Origin of the sequence: Frondihabitans cladoniiphilus, assembly GCF_039544345.1 — a bacterium.
Lineage (GTDB): Bacteria > Actinomycetota > Actinomycetes > Actinomycetales > Microbacteriaceae > Frondihabitans > Frondihabitans cladoniiphilus.
Map to the genome: position 1 here is coordinate 398937 of NZ_BAABLM010000001.1, position 17181 is coordinate 416117.

Consider the following 17181-nt stretch of genomic DNA (forward strand, 5'->3'; position numbering starts at 1 on the left):
GCCGCCACGCACACCGCCGCAGCCGCCGCGCACACCGCCGCCGCCGCACCCGCCGCAGCCGCCGCAGCCCCGCCCCAAGCCGCATCCGCCCCAGCTCACTCCCGCGGCGCAGCCCCCGGCAACGTCGGCACCGCCGCGATCAGTCGTCGCGTGTAGTCGTGCGACGGCGACCGCAGCACCGAGTGCGTCGGCCCCTGTTCGACGATCGCGCCGTCCTTCATCACGGCGACGCGGTCCGACAGGTGGTTCACGAGCCCGAGGTCGTGCGACACGATCAGCAGGGAGAGCCCGCGTTCCTCTCGCAGCGAGGTGAGCAGGGAGAGGACCTGTGCCCGGACCGTGACGTCGAGGGCGCTCAAGGGTTCGTCGCCGACGAGCAGCCGCGGCCCGTGCACGAGCGCCCGCGCGAGGGCGATGCGCTGACGTTGACCGCCGCTGAACTCGTGGGGGAACCGGTCGAGCGCGGTGGAGTCCAGGCCGACCCTCTCCAGCATCGCGAGCACGAGAGCGGCGTGATCGCCGGGGATCCGCAGAGCACGCAGCGGTTCGGCGACGGTGTCGGCCACGCGCATCCTCGGATCCAACGACGCGTACGGGTCCTGCAGCACGATGCCCGTGTCGCGGCGGAACCACCGGAGCGACGCCGCGGAACCCGGCACGACGGGCCGCCCCTCGAAGGCCACGGTGCCGCGCGAGGCGCGATCGAGGGCGAGGAGGATGCGCACCAGGGTCGATTTGCCCGATCCCGACTCGCCGATGAGGCCGACACTCTCGCCGACCCCGACCGACAGCGACGCGTCGACGACGGCGTGCCGGACCGCGCCCGGCGTGAAGAGCCCCTGACGGGGGAGCACGAAGTCGCGCCCGATCCCGGTGGCCGAAAGAAGGGGTGCCCCGCTCACGACGCACTCCAGGTCGTCTCACGGGCCGCGCGAACGAGCCCCTGCGTCACCGGGTCGACGGGAGAGGCGAGGATGCGCGACACGGCTCCGCGCTCGACCGCACGCCCGTGCGAGAGCACCACCACCTCGGACGTGATCTGCGCCAGCACCGCCAGGTCGTGGGTCACGAACACCAGCGACATGCCGTGCTCGTCGGTGAGACGTCGGAACAGCTCGAGGATCTCGGCCTGCGTCGTGACGTCGAGCGCCGTCGTCGGCTCGTCGGCGAGAAGCAGGGTCGGGCGCCGTGCGATGGCGATCGCGATCCCGACACGCTGGCGCTGCCCGCCGGAGAGCTGATGCGGAAAGAGGTCGACCACGTGCTCGGGGTCGGGGAGCCCGACCTCGCGCGCGGCCTCGACGGCGCGGGCCCGGGCATCCCCCTTGCCGAGCTTGTCGTGGAGTCGGAACGGCTCGGCGATCTGCCGCCCGATCGTGTGGAGGGGGTTGAGGGAGGTCAGCGGATCCTGGAAGACCGAGCCGATGCGGGAGCCGCGGATGCGCGCCAGCGCTCGCTCCGGCAGGCCGAGGATCTCCGTGCCGTCGAGAACGACGCTGCCGGTGATTGTCGCCTCGTCGGGAGCCAGCCCGATCAGCGCGAGGATGCTCAGCGACTTGCCGGAGCCGGACTCGCCGATCAGCCCCAGGCGTTCGCCGTCGGCCACCGAGAAGGAGAGGTCGTCGACCACGCGGCTGCCGCCGATGTCGATGGTGAGCGAGGTGACGTCGAGGGTCATCGGGTCCTCCTGCGGACGCGCAGTCGCGGGTCGGTGGCGTCGCGCAGGCCGTCGCCGAGCAGGTTGAAGGCCAGCACGGTCAGGGTGATCGCGAGCCCGGGCCAGACGACGCTGAGGGGGTGGATCGAGATGTAGTTCTGCAGGTCGTTCAAGAGGCGCCCCCACGACGCCGTCTGGGCGCTGGCGCCGTAGCCGAGGTACGACAGACCGGCCTCGGCGAGGATCGACGTCGCCATCGCGAGCGAGAGCTGGACGATGAACGTGGGCGCGACGTTGGGCAGCAGGTGCCGGAGGAGGATCCCGCCCGGCCCGACACCGCTCGCCCGAGCCGCCAGGACGTAGTCGGTGCGGCGGACGCGGCGGATCTCGGCGCGCGAGACCCGGGCGATGTTCACGCCGTAGCCGATGCCGGTGGCGACGACCACGACGAACAGCGAGCCGCCGAGGATCGAGGCCAGCAGCATCGCGATCAGGATCGTCGGGAACGCGATCAGGATGTCGATCAGCACGGCGATCGAGTCGCGCACCCAGCGACTGGTCAACGACCCGAAAGCCGAGAGGCCGATTCCGACGAGGGAGGCGAGGACTCCGGCCGAGACGGCGACGAGGAGACTCGTGCGGGTCGCCGCGAAGACGTAGCTGAAGATGTCGCGGCCGATGCCGTCCGTGCCGAAGAGGTGCTTCGGCGACGGCGCGGCCCACGCGTGGTAGGGGTCGGTCGTGAACGGATCGATCGGGGTCCAGAACGACGACACGATCGCGGAGACGACGAGCAGCAGCAGCCAGACGCTGGCGGCCGCGCCGGCGGGGCGGCGGAAGAGTTCGCGCAGCCAGGTCATTCGCCCACCTCCCGGAGTCGAGGGTCGACGAGCCGGTGGACGAGGTCGACGACGAAGCCGACGATCAGCACGAGGCCCGTGAGTGCGAGGAGTTCGCCCTGCACCTTCGTCAGGTCGCGCACGCCCACGTCTGACACGAGCATCCGCCCGACTCCCGGAAGCACGAAGAGCTGCTCGACCAGCACGGCGCCGACGATCAGCCCGGCGATCTGGATGCCGAGGACAGACACGACGCTCAGCAGCACGTTCGGCAGCCCGTGGCGGATCACGGCCCTCGTCTTCGTCATGCCCTTGGCGGCTGCGGTGCGGACGTAGTCCTGGTCGAGCGCCGACAGGGTGGCCGAGCGGGTGAAGCGGAGCAGGACTGCCCCCTCGATCACACCGACCGTCAGCGCCGGCAGGATCAGGCTGCGGAGCGCGCGCCCCGGCTCGGCCCAGCCGTCGCTCGGGAACCCCTGCGTCGGGAAGATCTTGATCGACACCGCGAACAGGGCGATGAGGATCATTCCGCCCCAGACGGCGGGCACCGCGGCGAAGGCCTGGGCCACGACCGAGATCGCCGTGCCCGAGATCTTCCGCCGGCGCAGGGCCGAGACGACACCCAGGGGGATGCCCAGCAGCAGCCCGAACACGAGCGAGAGCCCTGCCAGCGGCAGTGTGACCTCGAGTTTCTGGCCGACCTGACTCGAGACGGACGACCCCGTCACGAGCGAGCGACCGAGGTCGCCGTGCAGGAGCCCGACCAGCCAGTCGCCGTACTGCACGACAACCGGCCGGTCGAGCCCGAGGGATCTGCGGATGGCGGCGACCTGCGCCGCCGTGCCCTGCGTGCCCGCGATCACCTGCGCGACGTCGCCGGTGAGCAGACGCAGCGTGAAGAAGATCAGGGCACTCGCGACGACCAGCCCGAGGACGAGCAGGACGAAGCGGGACAGGACGAAGCGGAGCACTACGACTTCGCGAGGTTCGCGAGGTCGAGGCGTGCGCTGGTGGAGGAGGTGGGGAATCCGGTCACGCCGTCATGGATGGCCGTGATCGTGGTCGACGTGTAGAGCCAGTCGGCCGGTGCATCCTCCGCCACGATCTTCGCGGCCTGGGCGAGCTTGGCGTTCGCCACCGAGGTGTCGGTCGCCGCGATCGACTCCTTGTAGAGCTGCTGCACCGTCGCGTTGTCGTAGCCGAAGTAGTAGTCCGGGTTGGCCCAGTTGTCGAAGTCGTGCGACTCGGCGTGGTCGACGAAGCTCAGCTGGTACGTGGCGGGCCGCTTGAGCAGGACGTTGTTGATCCAGGTCGTGAAGTCGGTCTGCTGCACTTTGAGGGTGATGCCGACCGCCTTGAGCTGCGAAGTGAGGATGTCGCCGACCTGCGCCGGGTAGATGTTCGGGTAGGTCAGGTTGAGCGTGAGGTCGGTCTGCCCGGCCTCCTTCAGAAGCTCTTTCGCCTTGGTCGGGTTGTAGGCGTCCACCGAGTCGAGGTTCTGGTAGCCGGGATCGAGCTCGGGGATCGGGCCGCCCTGCTGCACCGCGGAACCGCCCAGCGCCGTGATCAGCGCCTTGGTGTCGATGGCCTGCCGGATCGCCTGGCGCACGCGGATGTCGGTGAACGGTGCCACCGCGTTGTTGAACGCGAGCGTGTACTTGTCGGTGGTCTTGCCCGAGACGAGCTTCACGCCGCTGACGCCGCTGAGCTGAGCCTTGAGGGTCGGGTCGACCGCGGTCTGCACGTCGACGTCGCCCGAGATGGTGGCGTTGATGGCAGCCGAGGCGCTCGTGTAGTACTTGAAGACGACGCCGGCGACCTTGGCCTTGGTGCCCCAGTAGCCGCTGAAGCGGGTGAGGTGGACGCTGTCGCCCTGCTTCCAGGTCGCGAGCTTGTAGGGCCCGGTGCCGTTGGCGGTCGTCTTGCGGTCGTTCGTGGCGGCCTTCTCCAGGACGAGACCGGCGCGGCCCGACAGGTTCCAGAGCAGCTGCGAGTCGGGGGCGGAGAGCTTCAGCTCGACCGTGTCGGCGCTCGGCGCGGTGATGCTCGAGACCGCGGAGAGGTCGGTCGAGTTCTGGAAGGTGGGAGTGTTCTTGACCTGCTCGAGCGACCACACGACGTCGTCGGCGGTGAGCTTCGCGCCGTCGTCGAAGGTGACGCCGCTGTTCAGGGTGAACGTGTAGGTGAGGCCGTCGCTGGAGATCGTGTGGCTCTTGGCCAAGACGTTCACGATCTTGTTGGTCGAGGTGCGGCCGACGAGCCCTTGATAGACGTTGTCGATCAGGATCTGGTCGAGGGCGATGCCGGACGTGGTCCGGATGTCGAGGTCGGTGGGCTCGAGCACGAGGCCGACGTTGACGGTGGCGCCGCTGTCGGCCTTCCCGCTCGACGAGGACGACGACGACGAGGACGACGAGCAGCCGGCGGCGACGAGCGCGACGGTGAGGGCGAGTGCAGCACCCGCGAGGATTCGAGCAGAACGCATGTGTGTGGCTGGACCTTTCAGGCCGGCTGTCTCCGTGTCTCCGGTGACAGGGCCTTTTTTGCGTGGATGGAGTGGGTCACTGCCGACGGGAGAGGCCCGTCGTCAGAGGTGCGGTGGTGGACACCCCGTCGCTCAAGAACAGTGTGCTTCTGCAGTGCGCCTCGTCGCTGGTGAACGAGGGGCCGCCCCCAGTGCTTCCGATTGCTGCTGAACCGGAACCATCAGCAAAAGTACCCCATCGCTGCGGAATGGCGGAATGGTTGTTACGTCATAGATCGACGCCGGCGGCGGCTGCCCAGCTCGCGATCGTGGCCGCGAGCTCTCTGGGCGCGTGCTCCTGCACGTTGTGGCCGGCCTCGAGCTCGACGACCCTGGCCGCCGGCACCCGCTCGCGGAAGTCCGCGACGACTTCGGGGGAGAGGTAGCCCGTCGTGCCGTGGACCAGCAGGATCGGCACCGTCGCCTTCTCGAGCACGGGCCAGAGGGTGGGGAAGTCGCCGGTGAGAGGAGCGATGCCGTCCGGCAGGTTGGCGAAGTGGTGTTTCCAGATCACGTCGCCGTTGTCGAGGATCCGGGTGTTGAAGCCGACCCCTCGCGTCAGGGCGACGCGGTCGTGGCCGATGCCGTACTCCAGGGCGCGGTCGACGATCTCCTCTCGCGAACGGAACACCTGCGGGCCCGACAGGAAGTCGCCGACTTGCGCCGCGTCGGCCGGCCGAATGCCCGGGCTCATGTCGACCAGCACCAGCCCCGTCGCGAGCTCGGGGTCGAGCGCCGCCACGGCGAGGGCCGTCATGGCGCCGAGGGACTGCCCGACGAGCAGCAGGGGCCCCTCCGAATTCGCGCGGATCGCCGCATCCACCGCTGGGGCGATCGTCACGGGACGGTAGTCGACGTCGTCGCGCCAGGTCGAGTCGCCGTGCCCCGGCAGGTCGAGCACGACGGCCGGCGCACCGAGCGAGAGCACCGTCGAGTCCCAGGTGTGGGCGTTCAACCCCATGCCGTGGAGGAAGGCGACCGTGGGATGCGCGCTGCCCCACACCAGGGAGCTCACCTCCCTGCCGTCGACCTCGGTCGTCTCCCGGCGCGCGGCGAGCGGTGCGACACCGAGGCCCTCCGCCTGCTCGTGGCTGAACGAGAACTCGTCGACGTCGTCGGTCTGCATCCCTCCATCCTGCACCCTTCCATTCCGGGCTCCGATCACGGGCCGAGGCTGCCGTCATATCCGAGGCACGCCCGCCCGAATCAGAAGCGCTTCCAGCCGCAGGGGCTCGAGATCGGCCCAGCCCCAGCGCACGACTCGCCGGACGAGCCGGTGCGCGCGGAGGCGATCCTCCCGCTGCTTCTCCTGGATGACGACCTGGGCGGGAGACCTGCCCTTGAGATAGACGTCGCGGAGATACTTGCCGTGACCGTCGAATTCGCCGATGATCCCGTACCCGGGCCACCAGAAGTCGACATCGCCGATCCTTCCCTCGTGATCGAAGAACGACTCCTGCAGCACGGGCGCGACGAAACGCGAGTCGCGCATCCGGAGTCGGCTGATGGATTCGCCTGCGGACATGGACTTCGGGTCGCCGAACGCGAGAGTCTCGCTTGCTCGGCGGCTGCCACGAGCCGTCTTCCGACCGGACAGGTCGTTCGCGATGTCGTCGGCGGAGAGGAACGTCGAGCGGAGGGCGTCGTCGAGGGTGACCAGCGATTCTGCGGCAGGACGCGTGAGTAGGACGTCGGCCACGGTTCGGGCTCGACTGGTCACTCGAAGATCACTTCTCAGACGGATGTCCGGCCCGAGCAGCGGCCCGCGGTGTCGGGTGAACGTGCTTCTCGTTTGAGCCGGCCGTGTGCCGCGGTCGGTCGTGTGCAGTCGCTCGGGCCACTCACCGAGCCAATCGAGGCCCCAGAGGGCGACGGCCGTCGAGTGGGAGAAGATCGCGTCGTCGATGGTCGCGCTCAGAGCCTGGGCACGGAGGAGGGTGAGACGGCGTCCGGCCTCGGCGATGCCGGCCGCATCGCGTGGCGGCGCCGACCCGTCGTGCTCGGCGTGGATGCCGCGGCGCAGGCGCAGAGCCTCGCCGCGAGCGAGCGAGCGCCGAACGAGGCGATCGTCGCGGGACGTGGAGAAGAGGGGCGCGGGGAGGAGCGGAGGCGGTTCGGACATGACTCCACGATCGAGGACTGCGGCTCGGACGTGGCGGCCACTCGACGATCTGTGGATGAAGCCGGCCCGCGCGGCCCCTGTGGAGAACACGTCGTTCCGAGGTTGTTTCGCCTTGGGGGAGTGGTTTCGCGCCGCGGCGCGAAAGAACACCCCCAAGGCGAAACAACGCCAGGGGGCGAGACGGCAAGACGGCGGGATGCGAGGGCCGGCCCAGCCGTGAGTTCGCCGGGACGGGTCCGAGCCCCTGGCGCGATAGGTAAGCCTTACCTATATTGGAACCAACATGTATCTGCACAGCTCCGCACCCGATCTGCAGCCCGCCGCCACGCGCGTCTTCTTCGCCGGCGACGCCTCGTCCATCGGCGACATCCAGACGATGCTCGAAGTCCTCCCCATCTGCGCCCGCGGCCAGGTGTTCATCGAGGTCGACGATGCGTCCCAGATCATCGAGGTCGTCACCCCGGGGCGAGTGACCGTGAGCTGGCTCGACCGGTCGCGTCGCACAGGTCGCCCCGGCACGGGCGAGCACTGCCGCCCCGGCCAGGCCCTCGAGCGGGCGGTCCGCGCCTGGATCGGCGAGTTCTTCGTCGACGAGAAGGCCCTGGTCGAGAGCGACTACGTGTTCTGGATCGGCGGCGCCGCGGGCTTCGCGTACGATCTCCGCCACGACCTGCGAGACACCTTCAAGAGAGCCACAGCAGTCGCTTAAGTTAGGTAAGGCATGCCATAGTTAGGCTGTGCTTACTTCGACCCCCACCCGGCCGTCCTCCCGCCCCTTCCGCGTGAGTGTCAGCCGGGTTCGTCGTCTCTCGCCGAGTTTCGTCCGCGTCACCTTCTCGGGCGACGAGCTCCACGAGTTCGGGGCCGAGGGCCTCGACCAGCGGGTCAAGATCGTCCTGCCCCACCCCGAGCTCGGCTTCGACCGCTTCCCGACCGAGGGCGACTGGTACGGCGTCTGGCGCGGACTCCCCGACGCCGAGCGCAACGTCTTCCGCACCTACACCTCCCGCGCCGTCCGCCCGGCCGAGCGCGAGGTCGACGTCGACTTCGTCTGCCACGGCACGGCCGGCCCCGCCTCCGCCTGGGTCGAGGGCGCTGCCGTCGGCGACGAGATCGTCATCGTCGGCCCCGACGGCACCAGTGGCTGGAGCCGCTCCGGCATCGAGTGGGACCCCCGCGAGGCCCGCACGGTGCTCCTCGCCGGCGACGAAACGGCGGTGCCCGCCATCTCGGCGATCCTCGAGCAGTTGCCGGGGGATGCCCGGGGCTGCGTGTTCCTCGAAGTCCCGTCCGACGCCGACGTCCTTCCGATCGGGGCGCCCGACGGTGTCGACGTGCACTGGCTGCCCCGCGCATCCCACGCTCTCGCCGGCGGAGCCGCTCACGGCGAGCCGCTCATCCAGGCCGTCCGCGACTGGACCTCCCGCTTTGTGACCGCCACGCACCACGGCGCCCCGACCGACGCCGACAGCCTGGCCGAGGTCGACATCGACCACGAGATCCTCTGGGAGGTGCCGATCGGCACCGACCTCGGAGGAGAGCTGTACGCCTGGCTGGCGGGGGAGGCGGGCGCCATCAAGACGCTGCGGCGCTTCCTCGTGAGCGAGATGGGCATCCACCGCTCGCAGGTCGCCTTCATGGGTTATTGGCGACTCGGCAAGGCCGAGGGCTGAGCCACACCTTCTCGACGACTTCCGCACCTCCCTCCCACACCAGCGCACGGCCCACAGCAGCGGCCGTCTGCGCCCACCGAAAGGAACACCCGTGTTCAGCCCCCTCAAGCGCCGCCTCGTGGCAGGAGCAGTGGCCGTCGGCCTCGCCCTGTCGCTGGCGGCCTGCAGCACCTCGTCGAACTCCTCGAGCGATGCGTCCGCCTCGACCGGCTCGTCGTCGGGCACCGATGCGAACGCCTTCCCCGTCACGATCAAGTCGACCCTCGGATCCGCGACCATCGAGTCGGCCCCCAAGCGCGTGGTGACCATCGGCTGGGGCTCCGCCGACACCGTCGTCGCGCTCGGCACCGTACCGGTCGGAATCGAGAAGGTCACCTACGGCAACGACGCGCACGGCGACTACCCGTGGGTCACCAGCGCCATCCAGAAGGCGGGCGGCACGCTGCCCGCCACGTTCAACGTCTACCCCGACATCGACGTCTCGGCGATCGCCGCCCTGAACCCCGACGTGATCATCGCCCCGCAGTCGGGCCTCACGCAGGCGCAGTACAACACGCTGAGCGCCCTCGCCCCGACCGTCGCCTACCCGGGCCAGGCCTGGCTCACGAAGTGGGACACGCAGATCGACATGATCGGCAAGGCGCTCGGCAAGGAGAAGCAGGCGAAGCAGCAGGTCACCGCCATCAAGGCCAAGCTCGCCGCCGCGGCCAAGGCCAACCCGGAATTCTCGAAGCTCACCTTCGCCTACATCTCCGCCGCCAATGCCGGCACGCTGTCGCTCTACGCCAAGGGAGACCCGCGCGTCGACCTCCTGAGCTCGCTGGGTCTCACGGAGACCAAGGAGGTCGCGGCGGTCCCGCTGGCCAAGAACTCCTACCTCGCCACCCTCGGACTCGAGAAGGCCAACACGCTCGACTCGACCGACATCCTCGTCACCTGGTTCTACGACGACGCCAACGAGAAGGCGACCCTGTCTCAGCCGCTGATCGCCTCCCTCCCCGCGGTGAAGCGCGACTCCATCGTGTCGACGACCGACCAGCAGTTCGTGATGGGCTCGACGTTCATCACACCGCTGAGCGTGCCCTACGCCCTCGACCGCTACATCCCGATGCTGAAGAAGGCCGCCGCGAAGGTTGGTTAGTCTCCCCGCACCGACGAAGGCCCGGGCCGGACGCACGTCGTCCGGCCCGCGGCCGCGTCCGCGCGCCTCCCGACTCGTCCCCGCGCTGTTCCTGGCCGCCGGGGTCCTCGCCCTCGCCGCCCTTCTGAGCGTGTCGGTCGGCACCCAGTACGTGCCTTTCGACCAGGTCGTCCGGGCGCTGATCCACCCCGGCACCAGCTACGACGACACGGTCGTGCAGAGCCGGGTGCCGCGGACGATCCTCGGCCTCCTGGCCGGCGCAGCCCTGTCGATCGCCGGCGTGATCATGCAGGGGCTGACGCGCAACCCGCTCGGCGACCCGGGGCTCCTCGGGGTGAACACGGGGGCTGCGGCCGCCGTGGTCTCGGGGATCGCCTTCTTCGGCGTCTCCTCCGACCAGCAGCAGGTCTGGCTCTCGCTCGTCGGCGCGCTGATCGCCGTCGTCGCCGTCTACGCCCTCGGGTCGGGACGCCGCGGGGCCACCCCGGTCCGCCTCGTCCTCGCCGGCGCCGTCATCACCGCCGTCCTCAGCGCCTACATCCAAGCGATCACGCTGACGAACCCCAATGCCTTCGCCGACTACCGATTCTGGGTCGTCGGTTCGCTCGCCGGCCGCGACCCCGGCCTGATCCTCCAGGTGCTGCCCTACCTCGTCATCGGTTTCGTGCTGGCCCTCCTCTTGCCGAGCTCGCTCAACGCGCTGGCGCTCGGCGACGACACCGCCACGGCGTTGGGGGCGAAGGTCGGCCGCACGCGCATCCTCGGGGCCGTCGCCTCGGCTCTTCTGTGCGCCGCGGCGACGGCCTCGGTCGGGCCCATCGCCTTCATCGGCCTGGCCGTGCCCCACATCGTGCGGACGTTCACCGGCGCCGACCACCGGTGGCTGATGCCGTTCAGCGCGCTTCTCGGCCCGGCGCTCCTGCTCTTGGCCGACGTGCTCGGGCGCATCGTCGCCAGCCCGCAGGAGCTCCAGGTCGGCGTCGTGACGGCGTTCCTCGGGGCGCCTGTGCTGCTGTTCGCCGTTCGTCGGATGCGGGGGATCGAGTGACCGCCTCGTCGATTCCGGGCGTCGAGTCACGGCGACACGTGCTCCGGGTCGGCACCTGGCTGAGCATCCCGATCCGACGCCGCACCCTCGTCGTCGCGGGGATCCTGGCGCTCGCACTCCTGGTGGCCTGCGTGCTGACCCTGACCCAGGGCAGTCTCGGCATCCCCCTCGCGCAGTTGCCGTCCGCCGTCGTCGACCCGCCGGACGCCCGGACCGCGTTCGTCCTGAACATCCTGCGCGGGCCCCGACTCGTCGTCGCGGTGGGCACCGGTGCCGCCCTCGGCATCTCGGGCTGCCTGTTCCAGACGGTCACGCGGAACCCGCTCGGCAGCCCCGACGTGATCGGACTCGGGTCCGGTGCCAGCGCGGGTGCTGCGGCCGCCGCGTTCCTCCTGCCCGGAGTGGTGCCCACGCCGGTCGGCGCTCTGATCGGTGCGGTCCTCGCCATGGCGCTCGTGTACGTCGGCACCGGGCGGGGCTTCGCGTCGCCGAGCCGGATGATCCTCGTCGGCATCGGCGTGAGCGCCATGGCCGTGGCCTTCGTCCAGTTCGTCAGCACCCGGGTGGGGCAGCAGCAGGCGACGACCCTCGCCGCCTACATCAGCGGCACCCTCGCCGACCGGTCGTGGAACCAGGGCGCGATCATCTGGGTGGCCCTCCTCGTGCTCGTGCCCTGCGCGCTGGTCCTCGGTCGGCGGCTCGACCTGGTCGAGATGGGGGACGAGCTCGCCGACGCCCTCGGCGCTCGCACGTCGCAGACGCGGAGCCTGGTCATCCTGGTGGCGATCGGGCTGTCGACGGCGTCGGTCGCCGTCGCGGGTCCGATCTCGTTCGTCGCGTTGACCGCACCGCAGGTCGCGCGGCGGCTCGCCCGGGCGCCGGGGGCGAGCATCCCCCTCTCGGCACTGATGGGGTCCGTCCTCATGCTCACGGCCGACCTGCTCGTGCAGCTCGGCGCGTTCGGCTACCAACTGCCCGTGGGACTCCTCACGGCCCTCGTCGGCGGCGTGTACCTCGGGTACCTGCTGCTGCGCGAATGGAAGAAAGGCACCGTCTGATGACCTCGTCGCTCTCGGCTCGACACGTCCGCCTCGCGTACGACGACCGCGTGGTCGTCGACGACCTCTCGTTCGACGTGCCCGACGGCGAGCTCACCGTGATCGTCGGACCCAACGCCTGCGGCAAGTCGACGCTGCTCAAGGCACTGGCCCGCACGCTCAAGACCGCGGCCGGCCAGGTCGAGCTCGACGGCCGGCCGATCGGCTCGTACCGCAGCAAAGACGTGGCGAAGCGACTGGGGATGCTCCCGCAGAGCCCGATCGCCCCCGAGGGCATCACCGTGCGCGACCTCGTCGGCCGGGGTCGCTTCCCTCACCAGGGCGTCTTCCGCCAGTGGTCCGCGGCGGACGAGGACGCAGTGAACCGGGCGCTGGAGGCGACGGCCGTCGAGGCGTTGGCCGATCGTCCCGTCGCCGAGCTCTCGGGAGGCCAGCGGCAGCGCGCCTGGATCGCGCTGGCACTCGCCCAGGAGACACCGCTGCTGCTGCTCGACGAGCCGACGACGTTCCTCGACATCGCGCACCAGTACGAGGTGCTCGAGCTCTGCGCCCGGCTGCATCGCGAAGGGCGGACGCTGGTCGCCGTCCTCCACGACCTCAATCAGGCGGCGCGGTACGCGACCCATCTCGTCGTCATGAAGGCCGGTGCGATCGTCGCCGCCGGGTCTCCCGCCCAGGTGCTCACGGCGTCCCTGGTCGAGGACGTCTTCGGGCTGCCCTGCGAGATCATCGACGACCCGCAGTCGCATACGCCGATGGTGGTGCCGCTGGCGTCGCTCGCTCGCTGAGCGGGGCGGTGGGATGCGCGGTTGCCGGCGGGGGGATTGGGTGGGATGCGCGCCTGGCGGCTGCGGTGGGTCGGGTGGGATGCGCGGGTGGCGGCCTGGGGGTCAGGTGGGATGCGGCGGATCGGTTGGGATGCGCGCGTGGCGGCTGCGGTGGGCTTCGGGGTCGCACGTCGGTGCGGTGCCCGGTCGTCGTGCGGTGGTGGCGCGGCACCCACCGCGCGGCACAGCATCCCTCGTGCGGCGCAAACCTCCGTCCGCGGCGGTAGTTGCCCGCCGCAGGGGAGGGCGCCTGCCGCAAGAGCGTGTCTGCGTGCGTGCGCGGTTCGGCACCTCGCTTGCGGCGGAGACCCCGGTCCGCGGCGGTGGGCGCCTGCCGCAGGAGGGTGTTTGCGCGCGTGCGCGGTTCGGCACCTCGCTTGCGGCGCAGACCCCGGTCCGCGGCGGTGGGTGCCCGCCGCGCGGGAGGGTGCCCGCCGCATGGGGGTGTCTGCGTGCGTGCGCGGTTCGGCACCTCGCTTGCGGCGGAGACCCTCGTCCGCGGCGGTGGGTGCCTGCCGCAAGAGCGTGTTTGCGTGGTTGCGCGGTTCGGCACCCCGCTTGCGGCGCGAACCCTCGGCCGCGGCGGTAGGTGCCCGCCGCAGCCAGGTGCCTGAGCCGCAGCCAGGTGCCTGAGCCGCAGCCGTCAGCCCCCGCCCGCACGCACTGCCGAGCGCCCCACCGCGACGCTAGAGCTCGGCCGGCAACCCCACCAGCTCGCTCGTGCGCTCCCAGACGGCCTCGGCGAGGGGCTCGTTCTTCGCCTGCGGCCCGCTCAGTCCGTTCGGCTTCAACTGGTCGAAGTAGGTGCCGCTGGCCACGCCGATCGTCGTCGGCCCGACCAACTGGATCAGCGGCACCGCGCCGGCGTCGGCTGAGATGCCGTAGTTGCCGCCCGACAGCACGTTCATCACCTTCATCGAGGCCGACTCCGAACCGAAATTCGTCTTGACGAGGCCCGGGTGGAAGGAGAACGCCTTGACGGAGGAACGGCGTGCGAGCTGCTGAATGAACTGGATCGTGAGCATCTTGCTCGCGCCGTAGGCACCCCAGCCTCCGAACCACGGGCGCTTCGCCCAGTTCAGGTCGTCGAGGCGAACGCGGCCGAGCAGGTTCGCGGCGCTCGACGTGGACACGACGCGCCCGCCGCTCTCGACCAGCCGAGGCAGGAGAAGCCGGGTGAGGAGGAACGGAGCCAAGTGGTTCGACTGCAGAGTGCGCTCGAAACCATCCGCCGTGATCTCGCGCGTACTGACGAGGCCGCCGGCGTTGTTGGCCAGAGCGTCGATTCTCGGGTAGGTCTCGAGGAGCTCTTCGGCCAGTCGGCGGACCGAGGCGAGGTGGTCGAAGTCGACCAGGAAGGCGGTGCCGCCGACCTCCTCGGCGACGGCCTTCGTCCGTTCCGGGTTGCGGCCGACGACGGCGATCGTGGCAACGCCCTCGGCGAGGGCGACGGCCGCCTTCCGGCCGATGCCGCTGGACGCGCCGGTGATGACGATGGTGCGGGGTTCGGGGCTCACTGGTAGCCGCCTTTCTCGAGGCCTGCTTCGATCTCGAACCGATTGGTCAGAGGGTTGGTTCCGGCCAGCGCGTAGAGGAGCGGCATGAGCATCCCGTAGCGCTTCCATTGCGTGACGTGGACGCCCTCGTGCTCGAGGACCTCGTCGGAATCGTTGTCGCGGGTGAGGTAGACGCGACCGATGCACGTGCCTCCGCGCTTGAAGGCCCAGCGTGGAAGCCCCGAGCACACGATCAGGTCACCGACGAATCGGACGCGCCCTGTGCTCAGGGGCACACCGATCACGAGGCCGACCGCCGTGGCGAACGCGCAGCCGGCCCGCGAGATCGGCGAACCGACGAGCGGCCAGCCGAACGGCAGGCCGCGTCGGGCGCCCGGGGCGCCGTCGGGGGGGCGTTTCGCTCACGGACGGCCGTAGGCGTCGAGCAGTCGCAGCCACACTTCGCTGACCGTCGGGTAGGACGGGACGGCGTGCCAGAGACGATCGATCGGCACTTCGCCGACGACGGCGATGGTGGCGGCGTGCAGGAGGTCGGACACGTCCGGCCCGACGAACGTGGCGCCGACGATGACCTTGCGACTCTCGTCCACGACGATGCGGGCCTGGCCCTTGTAGGTGTCGGACTTCAGCGAGGATCCCGCGACCGCGGCGAGGTCGTAGTCGACGACCTTCACGTCGATGCCCTGCTTCTGGGCCGCGTCGGCGGTGAGGCCCACGCTGGCGACCTCGGGGTTCGTGAAAGTGACCTGGGGCACTGCGGCGTGGTCGGCCGTCGCGACGTGGGCCCCCCACGGCTCCGCGTGGACGCCCTCGCCGAGCGCACGCGCGGCGATGACCTCGCCGGCGGCGCGGGCCTGGTACTTCCCCTGGTGCGTGAGGAGGGCACGGTGGTTGACATCGCCCACGGCGTAGAGCCAGTCGAAGCCGTTGACCAGGAGGGTGTCGTCGACCTCGAGCCAGTCGCCGGGCGTGAGGCCGATGTTCTCGACCCCGAGATCGAGGGTGCGGGGGACCCGGCCGGTCGCGACGAGCACCTCGTCGGTGACCACGGTGCTGCCGTCGGACAACGTCGTCGTGACGAGACCGTGCTCGTCGCGGACCACGGAGATGGGGGAGGTGTGGAGGCGCAGATCGACGCCGAGCGCCTCGAGGGACTCCTGGACGAGGTCCGCTGCGAACGGCTCCTGACCGCCGAGGAGTCCGCTCCGGGCCGCGACGGTGACTTTCGCGCCGAGCTGCTGGTACGCGGTCGCGAGTTCGGCCGCGACGACGCCTCCGCCGATGACCATGAGGCTCGACGGGATCGTCTGGGCGCTGGTGGCCTCGCGGTTCGACCACGGCTTGGCGTCCTTCAAGCCGTCGATGTCGGGCATGAGAGCGTTCGAACCGGTGACGGCGGCGACCGCGTGCGTGGCGGTGTGGACGGTGCCGTCGATGGTGACCTCGCGGACTCCGGTGATGGTGGCGTGGCCCCGGATGAGGTCGATGCCGGCACTCGCGACCCAGTCGGCCTGGCTGGAGTCGTCCCAGTTGCTCGTGAAGGAGTTGCGGCGGTCGAGCACGGCCTGGACGTCGACGTCGCCGGTGACCGCCTGCTTCGCGCCGCCCACGGCCTTTGCCGCGTCGAGAGCGCTGGTCGACATGAGGAGTGCCTTCGACGGCATGCACGCCCAGTACGAGCACTCGCCTCCGACGAGCTCCGCTTCGACAAGAGCCACTTTGAGGCCGCCTCGGGCGGCATAGTCGGCCACGTTCTCGCCGACAGCGCCGGCTCCGATCACGATGAGGTCATAAGTCGTCATGACTCCGACTGTAGGCCCGGGGCGCTGAGGGCCGGTCGCTGCGAACTCGGGGGTTCGCTGTGAGGACCGTGCGTGGGGGACGAGCGGCTGTCGGGACAACGACGCGACCGCGTCGAGAGGCGGTGGTCAGTGCCCCGTGAACGTCGCGTCGCCCCGTTGCTCGAACGACTGCATGCCGAGGCGGGAGTCGTCCGTCGCCATCAGCCGCACCAGCTCCGGTTGCAGGCGGGCATGGGCCGCCTCCGCCCCCTCTCGGACGGCGAGCTTCGCATTGGCGAGCGTCGCCTGCACCGCCAACGGCGCCTGCTGCGCGATTCGCTGAGCGAGGTCGTAGGCGCGGTTGTAGACCTGGGCGTTGAACACGACCTCCTGGACCAGCCCGATCCGCAGGGCCTCGGCCGAGTCGAAGGTCTCTCCGGTGAGCATCCACCGCATCGCGTTGCCCCAACCGACGCGGGCCGGCAGTCTCGTGGTGGCTCCGCCGAACGGCAGGATGCCCCGCCGCACCTCGATCTGCCCGAAGCGCGTCTGCCGCCCCGCGATCACGATGTCGCTCACCAGCGCCAGTTCGACGCCGAGGGTCAAGCAGGTGCCCTGAACTGCCATCACGACCGGCTTGGTGAGCTGCCGCCCGTCGGTCTGCCACGGGTCGAAACCGCCCTCGGGCAGGAAGTCGAGGCCCTCGGGCCCGACAGCCGTCGCGACGTCGCCGAGGTCCAGGCCAGCGGTGAAGTGGTCGCCGTGCGCGAAGAGCAGGCCCGCCCAGATGTCGGGGTCGTCCTCGAGGCGGGCGTAGGCCAGCGAGAGCTCGCGGAGCATGCGCAGGTCGGCGGCGTTCCGCTTGAGCACCCGGTTCAGCCCGATGAGGAGGACGTGACCGTCTTTCTCCACGGTGACTCGGGGCTCGGCGTCGGCGGTGGCGGGGTCGAGTGCGGTGGCCATTCCCCGATCGTACGGCTCCGGGCCGTCCGGC

General features: G+C 70.3%; 17 protein-coding genes. 6 read left to right on the top strand and 11 right to left on the bottom strand.

Features of this window, described 5'->3' with window-relative positions; genetic code table 11:
* Positions 1-95: 95 nt before the first annotated feature.
* From ABEA39_RS01855 to ABEA39_RS01885, 7 genes are all read right to left on the bottom strand, one after another.
* Positions 96-902, bottom strand: a complete 807-nt coding sequence (locus tag ABEA39_RS01855; protein WP_345372570.1) for an ABC transporter ATP-binding protein — start codon at positions 900-902, stop codon at positions 96-98.
* A complete protein-coding gene (locus ABEA39_RS01860; protein ID WP_345372572.1) occupies positions 899-1678 on the bottom strand; it encodes an ABC transporter ATP-binding protein in 780 nt (259 codons plus the stop codon). The genes ABEA39_RS01855 and ABEA39_RS01860 overlap by 4 nt, the downstream gene beginning before the upstream one ends.
* Entirely contained in the window at positions 1675-2517 is an 843-nt protein-coding gene (locus tag ABEA39_RS01865) for an ABC transporter permease (RefSeq protein WP_345372574.1), read from the bottom strand. Before ABEA39_RS01865 ends, ABEA39_RS01860 begins: the two co-directional genes overlap by 4 nt.
* Positions 2514-3467 (bottom strand): ABC transporter permease, encoded by a 954-nt coding sequence (locus ABEA39_RS01870; RefSeq protein WP_345372576.1) that lies wholly within the window; start codon positions 3465-3467, stop codon positions 2514-2516. Before ABEA39_RS01870 ends, ABEA39_RS01865 begins: the two co-directional genes overlap by 4 nt.
* Positions 3467-4981 (bottom strand): ABC transporter substrate-binding protein, encoded by a 1515-nt coding sequence (locus ABEA39_RS01875; protein WP_345372578.1) that lies wholly within the window; start codon positions 4979-4981, stop codon positions 3467-3469. Before ABEA39_RS01875 ends, ABEA39_RS01870 begins: the two co-directional genes overlap by 1 nt.
* A gap of 268 nt (positions 4982-5249) precedes the next feature.
* The gene (locus ABEA39_RS01880) at positions 5250-6146 is read right to left on the bottom strand and encodes an alpha/beta fold hydrolase (protein WP_345372580.1); all 897 of its coding nucleotides are present in this window, start codon (positions 6144-6146) and stop codon (positions 5250-5252) included.
* Positions 6147-6200: 54 nt separating this feature from the next.
* Positions 6201-7142 carry a hypothetical protein gene (locus tag ABEA39_RS01885; protein WP_345372583.1) on the bottom strand — a complete coding sequence of 314 codons (942 nt, stop codon included), beginning with the start codon at positions 7140-7142 and terminating at the stop codon, positions 6201-6203.
* Between the two features lie 283 nt (positions 7143-7425).
* Between ABEA39_RS01885 and ABEA39_RS01890 the strand changes: the two genes are divergently transcribed.
* The 6 genes from ABEA39_RS01890 to ABEA39_RS01915 all read left to right on the top strand — a co-directional run bounded on the left by ABEA39_RS01890 (position 7426) and on the right by ABEA39_RS01915 (position 12850).
* Complete coding sequence (locus ABEA39_RS01890; protein WP_345372585.1) at positions 7426-7851, top strand: SIP domain-containing protein; 426 nt, start codon at positions 7426-7428, stop codon at positions 7849-7851.
* Positions 7852-7879: 28 nt separating this feature from the next.
* Entirely contained in the window at positions 7880-8815 is a 936-nt protein-coding gene (locus ABEA39_RS01895) for a siderophore-interacting protein (protein ID WP_345372589.1), read from the top strand.
* Between the two features lie 91 nt (positions 8816-8906).
* Entirely contained in the window at positions 8907-9956 is a 1050-nt protein-coding gene (locus ABEA39_RS01900; RefSeq protein ID WP_345372591.1) for an iron-siderophore ABC transporter substrate-binding protein, read from the top strand.
* Entirely contained in the window at positions 9949-11004 is a 1056-nt protein-coding gene (locus ABEA39_RS01905) for a FecCD family ABC transporter permease (protein WP_345372594.1), read from the top strand. Before ABEA39_RS01900 ends, ABEA39_RS01905 begins: the two co-directional genes overlap by 8 nt.
* A complete protein-coding gene (locus ABEA39_RS01910; protein ID WP_345372596.1) occupies positions 11001-12062 on the top strand; it encodes a FecCD family ABC transporter permease in 1062 nt (353 codons plus the stop codon). Before ABEA39_RS01905 ends, ABEA39_RS01910 begins: the two co-directional genes overlap by 4 nt.
* Complete coding sequence (locus tag ABEA39_RS01915; protein ID WP_345372598.1) at positions 12062-12850, top strand: ABC transporter ATP-binding protein; 789 nt, start codon at positions 12062-12064, stop codon at positions 12848-12850. Before ABEA39_RS01910 ends, ABEA39_RS01915 begins: the two co-directional genes overlap by 1 nt.
* A gap of 725 nt (positions 12851-13575) precedes the next feature.
* Here the strand turns inward: ABEA39_RS01915 and ABEA39_RS01920 are convergent.
* The 4 genes from ABEA39_RS01920 to ABEA39_RS01935 all read right to left on the bottom strand — a co-directional run bounded on the left by ABEA39_RS01920 (position 13576) and on the right by ABEA39_RS01935 (position 17150).
* Positions 13576-14406 carry an SDR family NAD(P)-dependent oxidoreductase gene (locus tag ABEA39_RS01920; protein WP_345372600.1) on the bottom strand — a complete coding sequence of 277 codons (831 nt, stop codon included), beginning with the start codon at positions 14404-14406 and terminating at the stop codon, positions 13576-13578.
* The gene (locus tag ABEA39_RS01925; RefSeq protein WP_345372602.1) at positions 14403-14681 is read right to left on the bottom strand and encodes a Fe-S oxidoreductase; all 279 of its coding nucleotides are present in this window, start codon (positions 14679-14681) and stop codon (positions 14403-14405) included. Before ABEA39_RS01925 ends, ABEA39_RS01920 begins: the two co-directional genes overlap by 4 nt.
* A 126-nt stretch (positions 14682-14807) precedes the next feature.
* Complete coding sequence (locus tag ABEA39_RS01930; RefSeq protein WP_345372604.1) at positions 14808-16208, bottom strand: dihydrolipoyl dehydrogenase family protein; 1401 nt, start codon at positions 16206-16208, stop codon at positions 14808-14810.
* A 126-nt stretch (positions 16209-16334) separates the two neighbouring features.
* Complete coding sequence (locus tag ABEA39_RS01935) at positions 16335-17150, bottom strand: crotonase/enoyl-CoA hydratase family protein (RefSeq protein WP_345372607.1); 816 nt, start codon at positions 17148-17150, stop codon at positions 16335-16337.
* Between the last annotated feature and the right edge of the window lie 31 nt (positions 17151-17181).

Bases quoted from the DNA above. Each gene is read 5' to 3' on its own strand.
- ABEA39_RS01880 (WP_345372580.1), bottom strand. From the start codon at position 6,146: ATGCAGACCGACGACGTCGACGAGTTCTCGTTCAGCCACGAGCAGGCG.
- ABEA39_RS01865 (WP_345372574.1), bottom strand. From the start codon at position 2,517: ATGACCTGGCTGCGCGAACTCTTCCGCCGCCCCGCCGGCGCGGCCGCC.
- ABEA39_RS01930 (WP_345372604.1), bottom strand. From the start codon at position 16,208: ATGACGACTTATGACCTCATCGTGATCGGAGCCGGCGCTGTCGGCGAG.
- ABEA39_RS01935 (WP_345372607.1), bottom strand. From the start codon at position 17,150: ATGGCCACCGCACTCGACCCCGCCACCGCCGACGCCGAGCCCCGAGTC.
- ABEA39_RS01860 (WP_345372572.1), bottom strand. From the start codon at position 1,678: ATGACCCTCGACGTCACCTCGCTCACCATCGACATCGGCGGCAGCCGC.
- ABEA39_RS01885 (WP_345372583.1), bottom strand. From the start codon at position 7,142: ATGTCCGAACCGCCTCCGCTCCTCCCCGCGCCCCTCTTCTCCACGTCC.
- ABEA39_RS01890 (WP_345372585.1), top strand. From the start codon at position 7,426: ATGTATCTGCACAGCTCCGCACCCGATCTGCAGCCCGCCGCCACGCGC.
- ABEA39_RS01915 (WP_345372598.1), top strand. From the start codon at position 12,062: ATGACCTCGTCGCTCTCGGCTCGACACGTCCGCCTCGCGTACGACGAC.
- ABEA39_RS01875 (WP_345372578.1), bottom strand. From the start codon at position 4,981: ATGCGTTCTGCTCGAATCCTCGCGGGTGCTGCACTCGCCCTCACCGTC.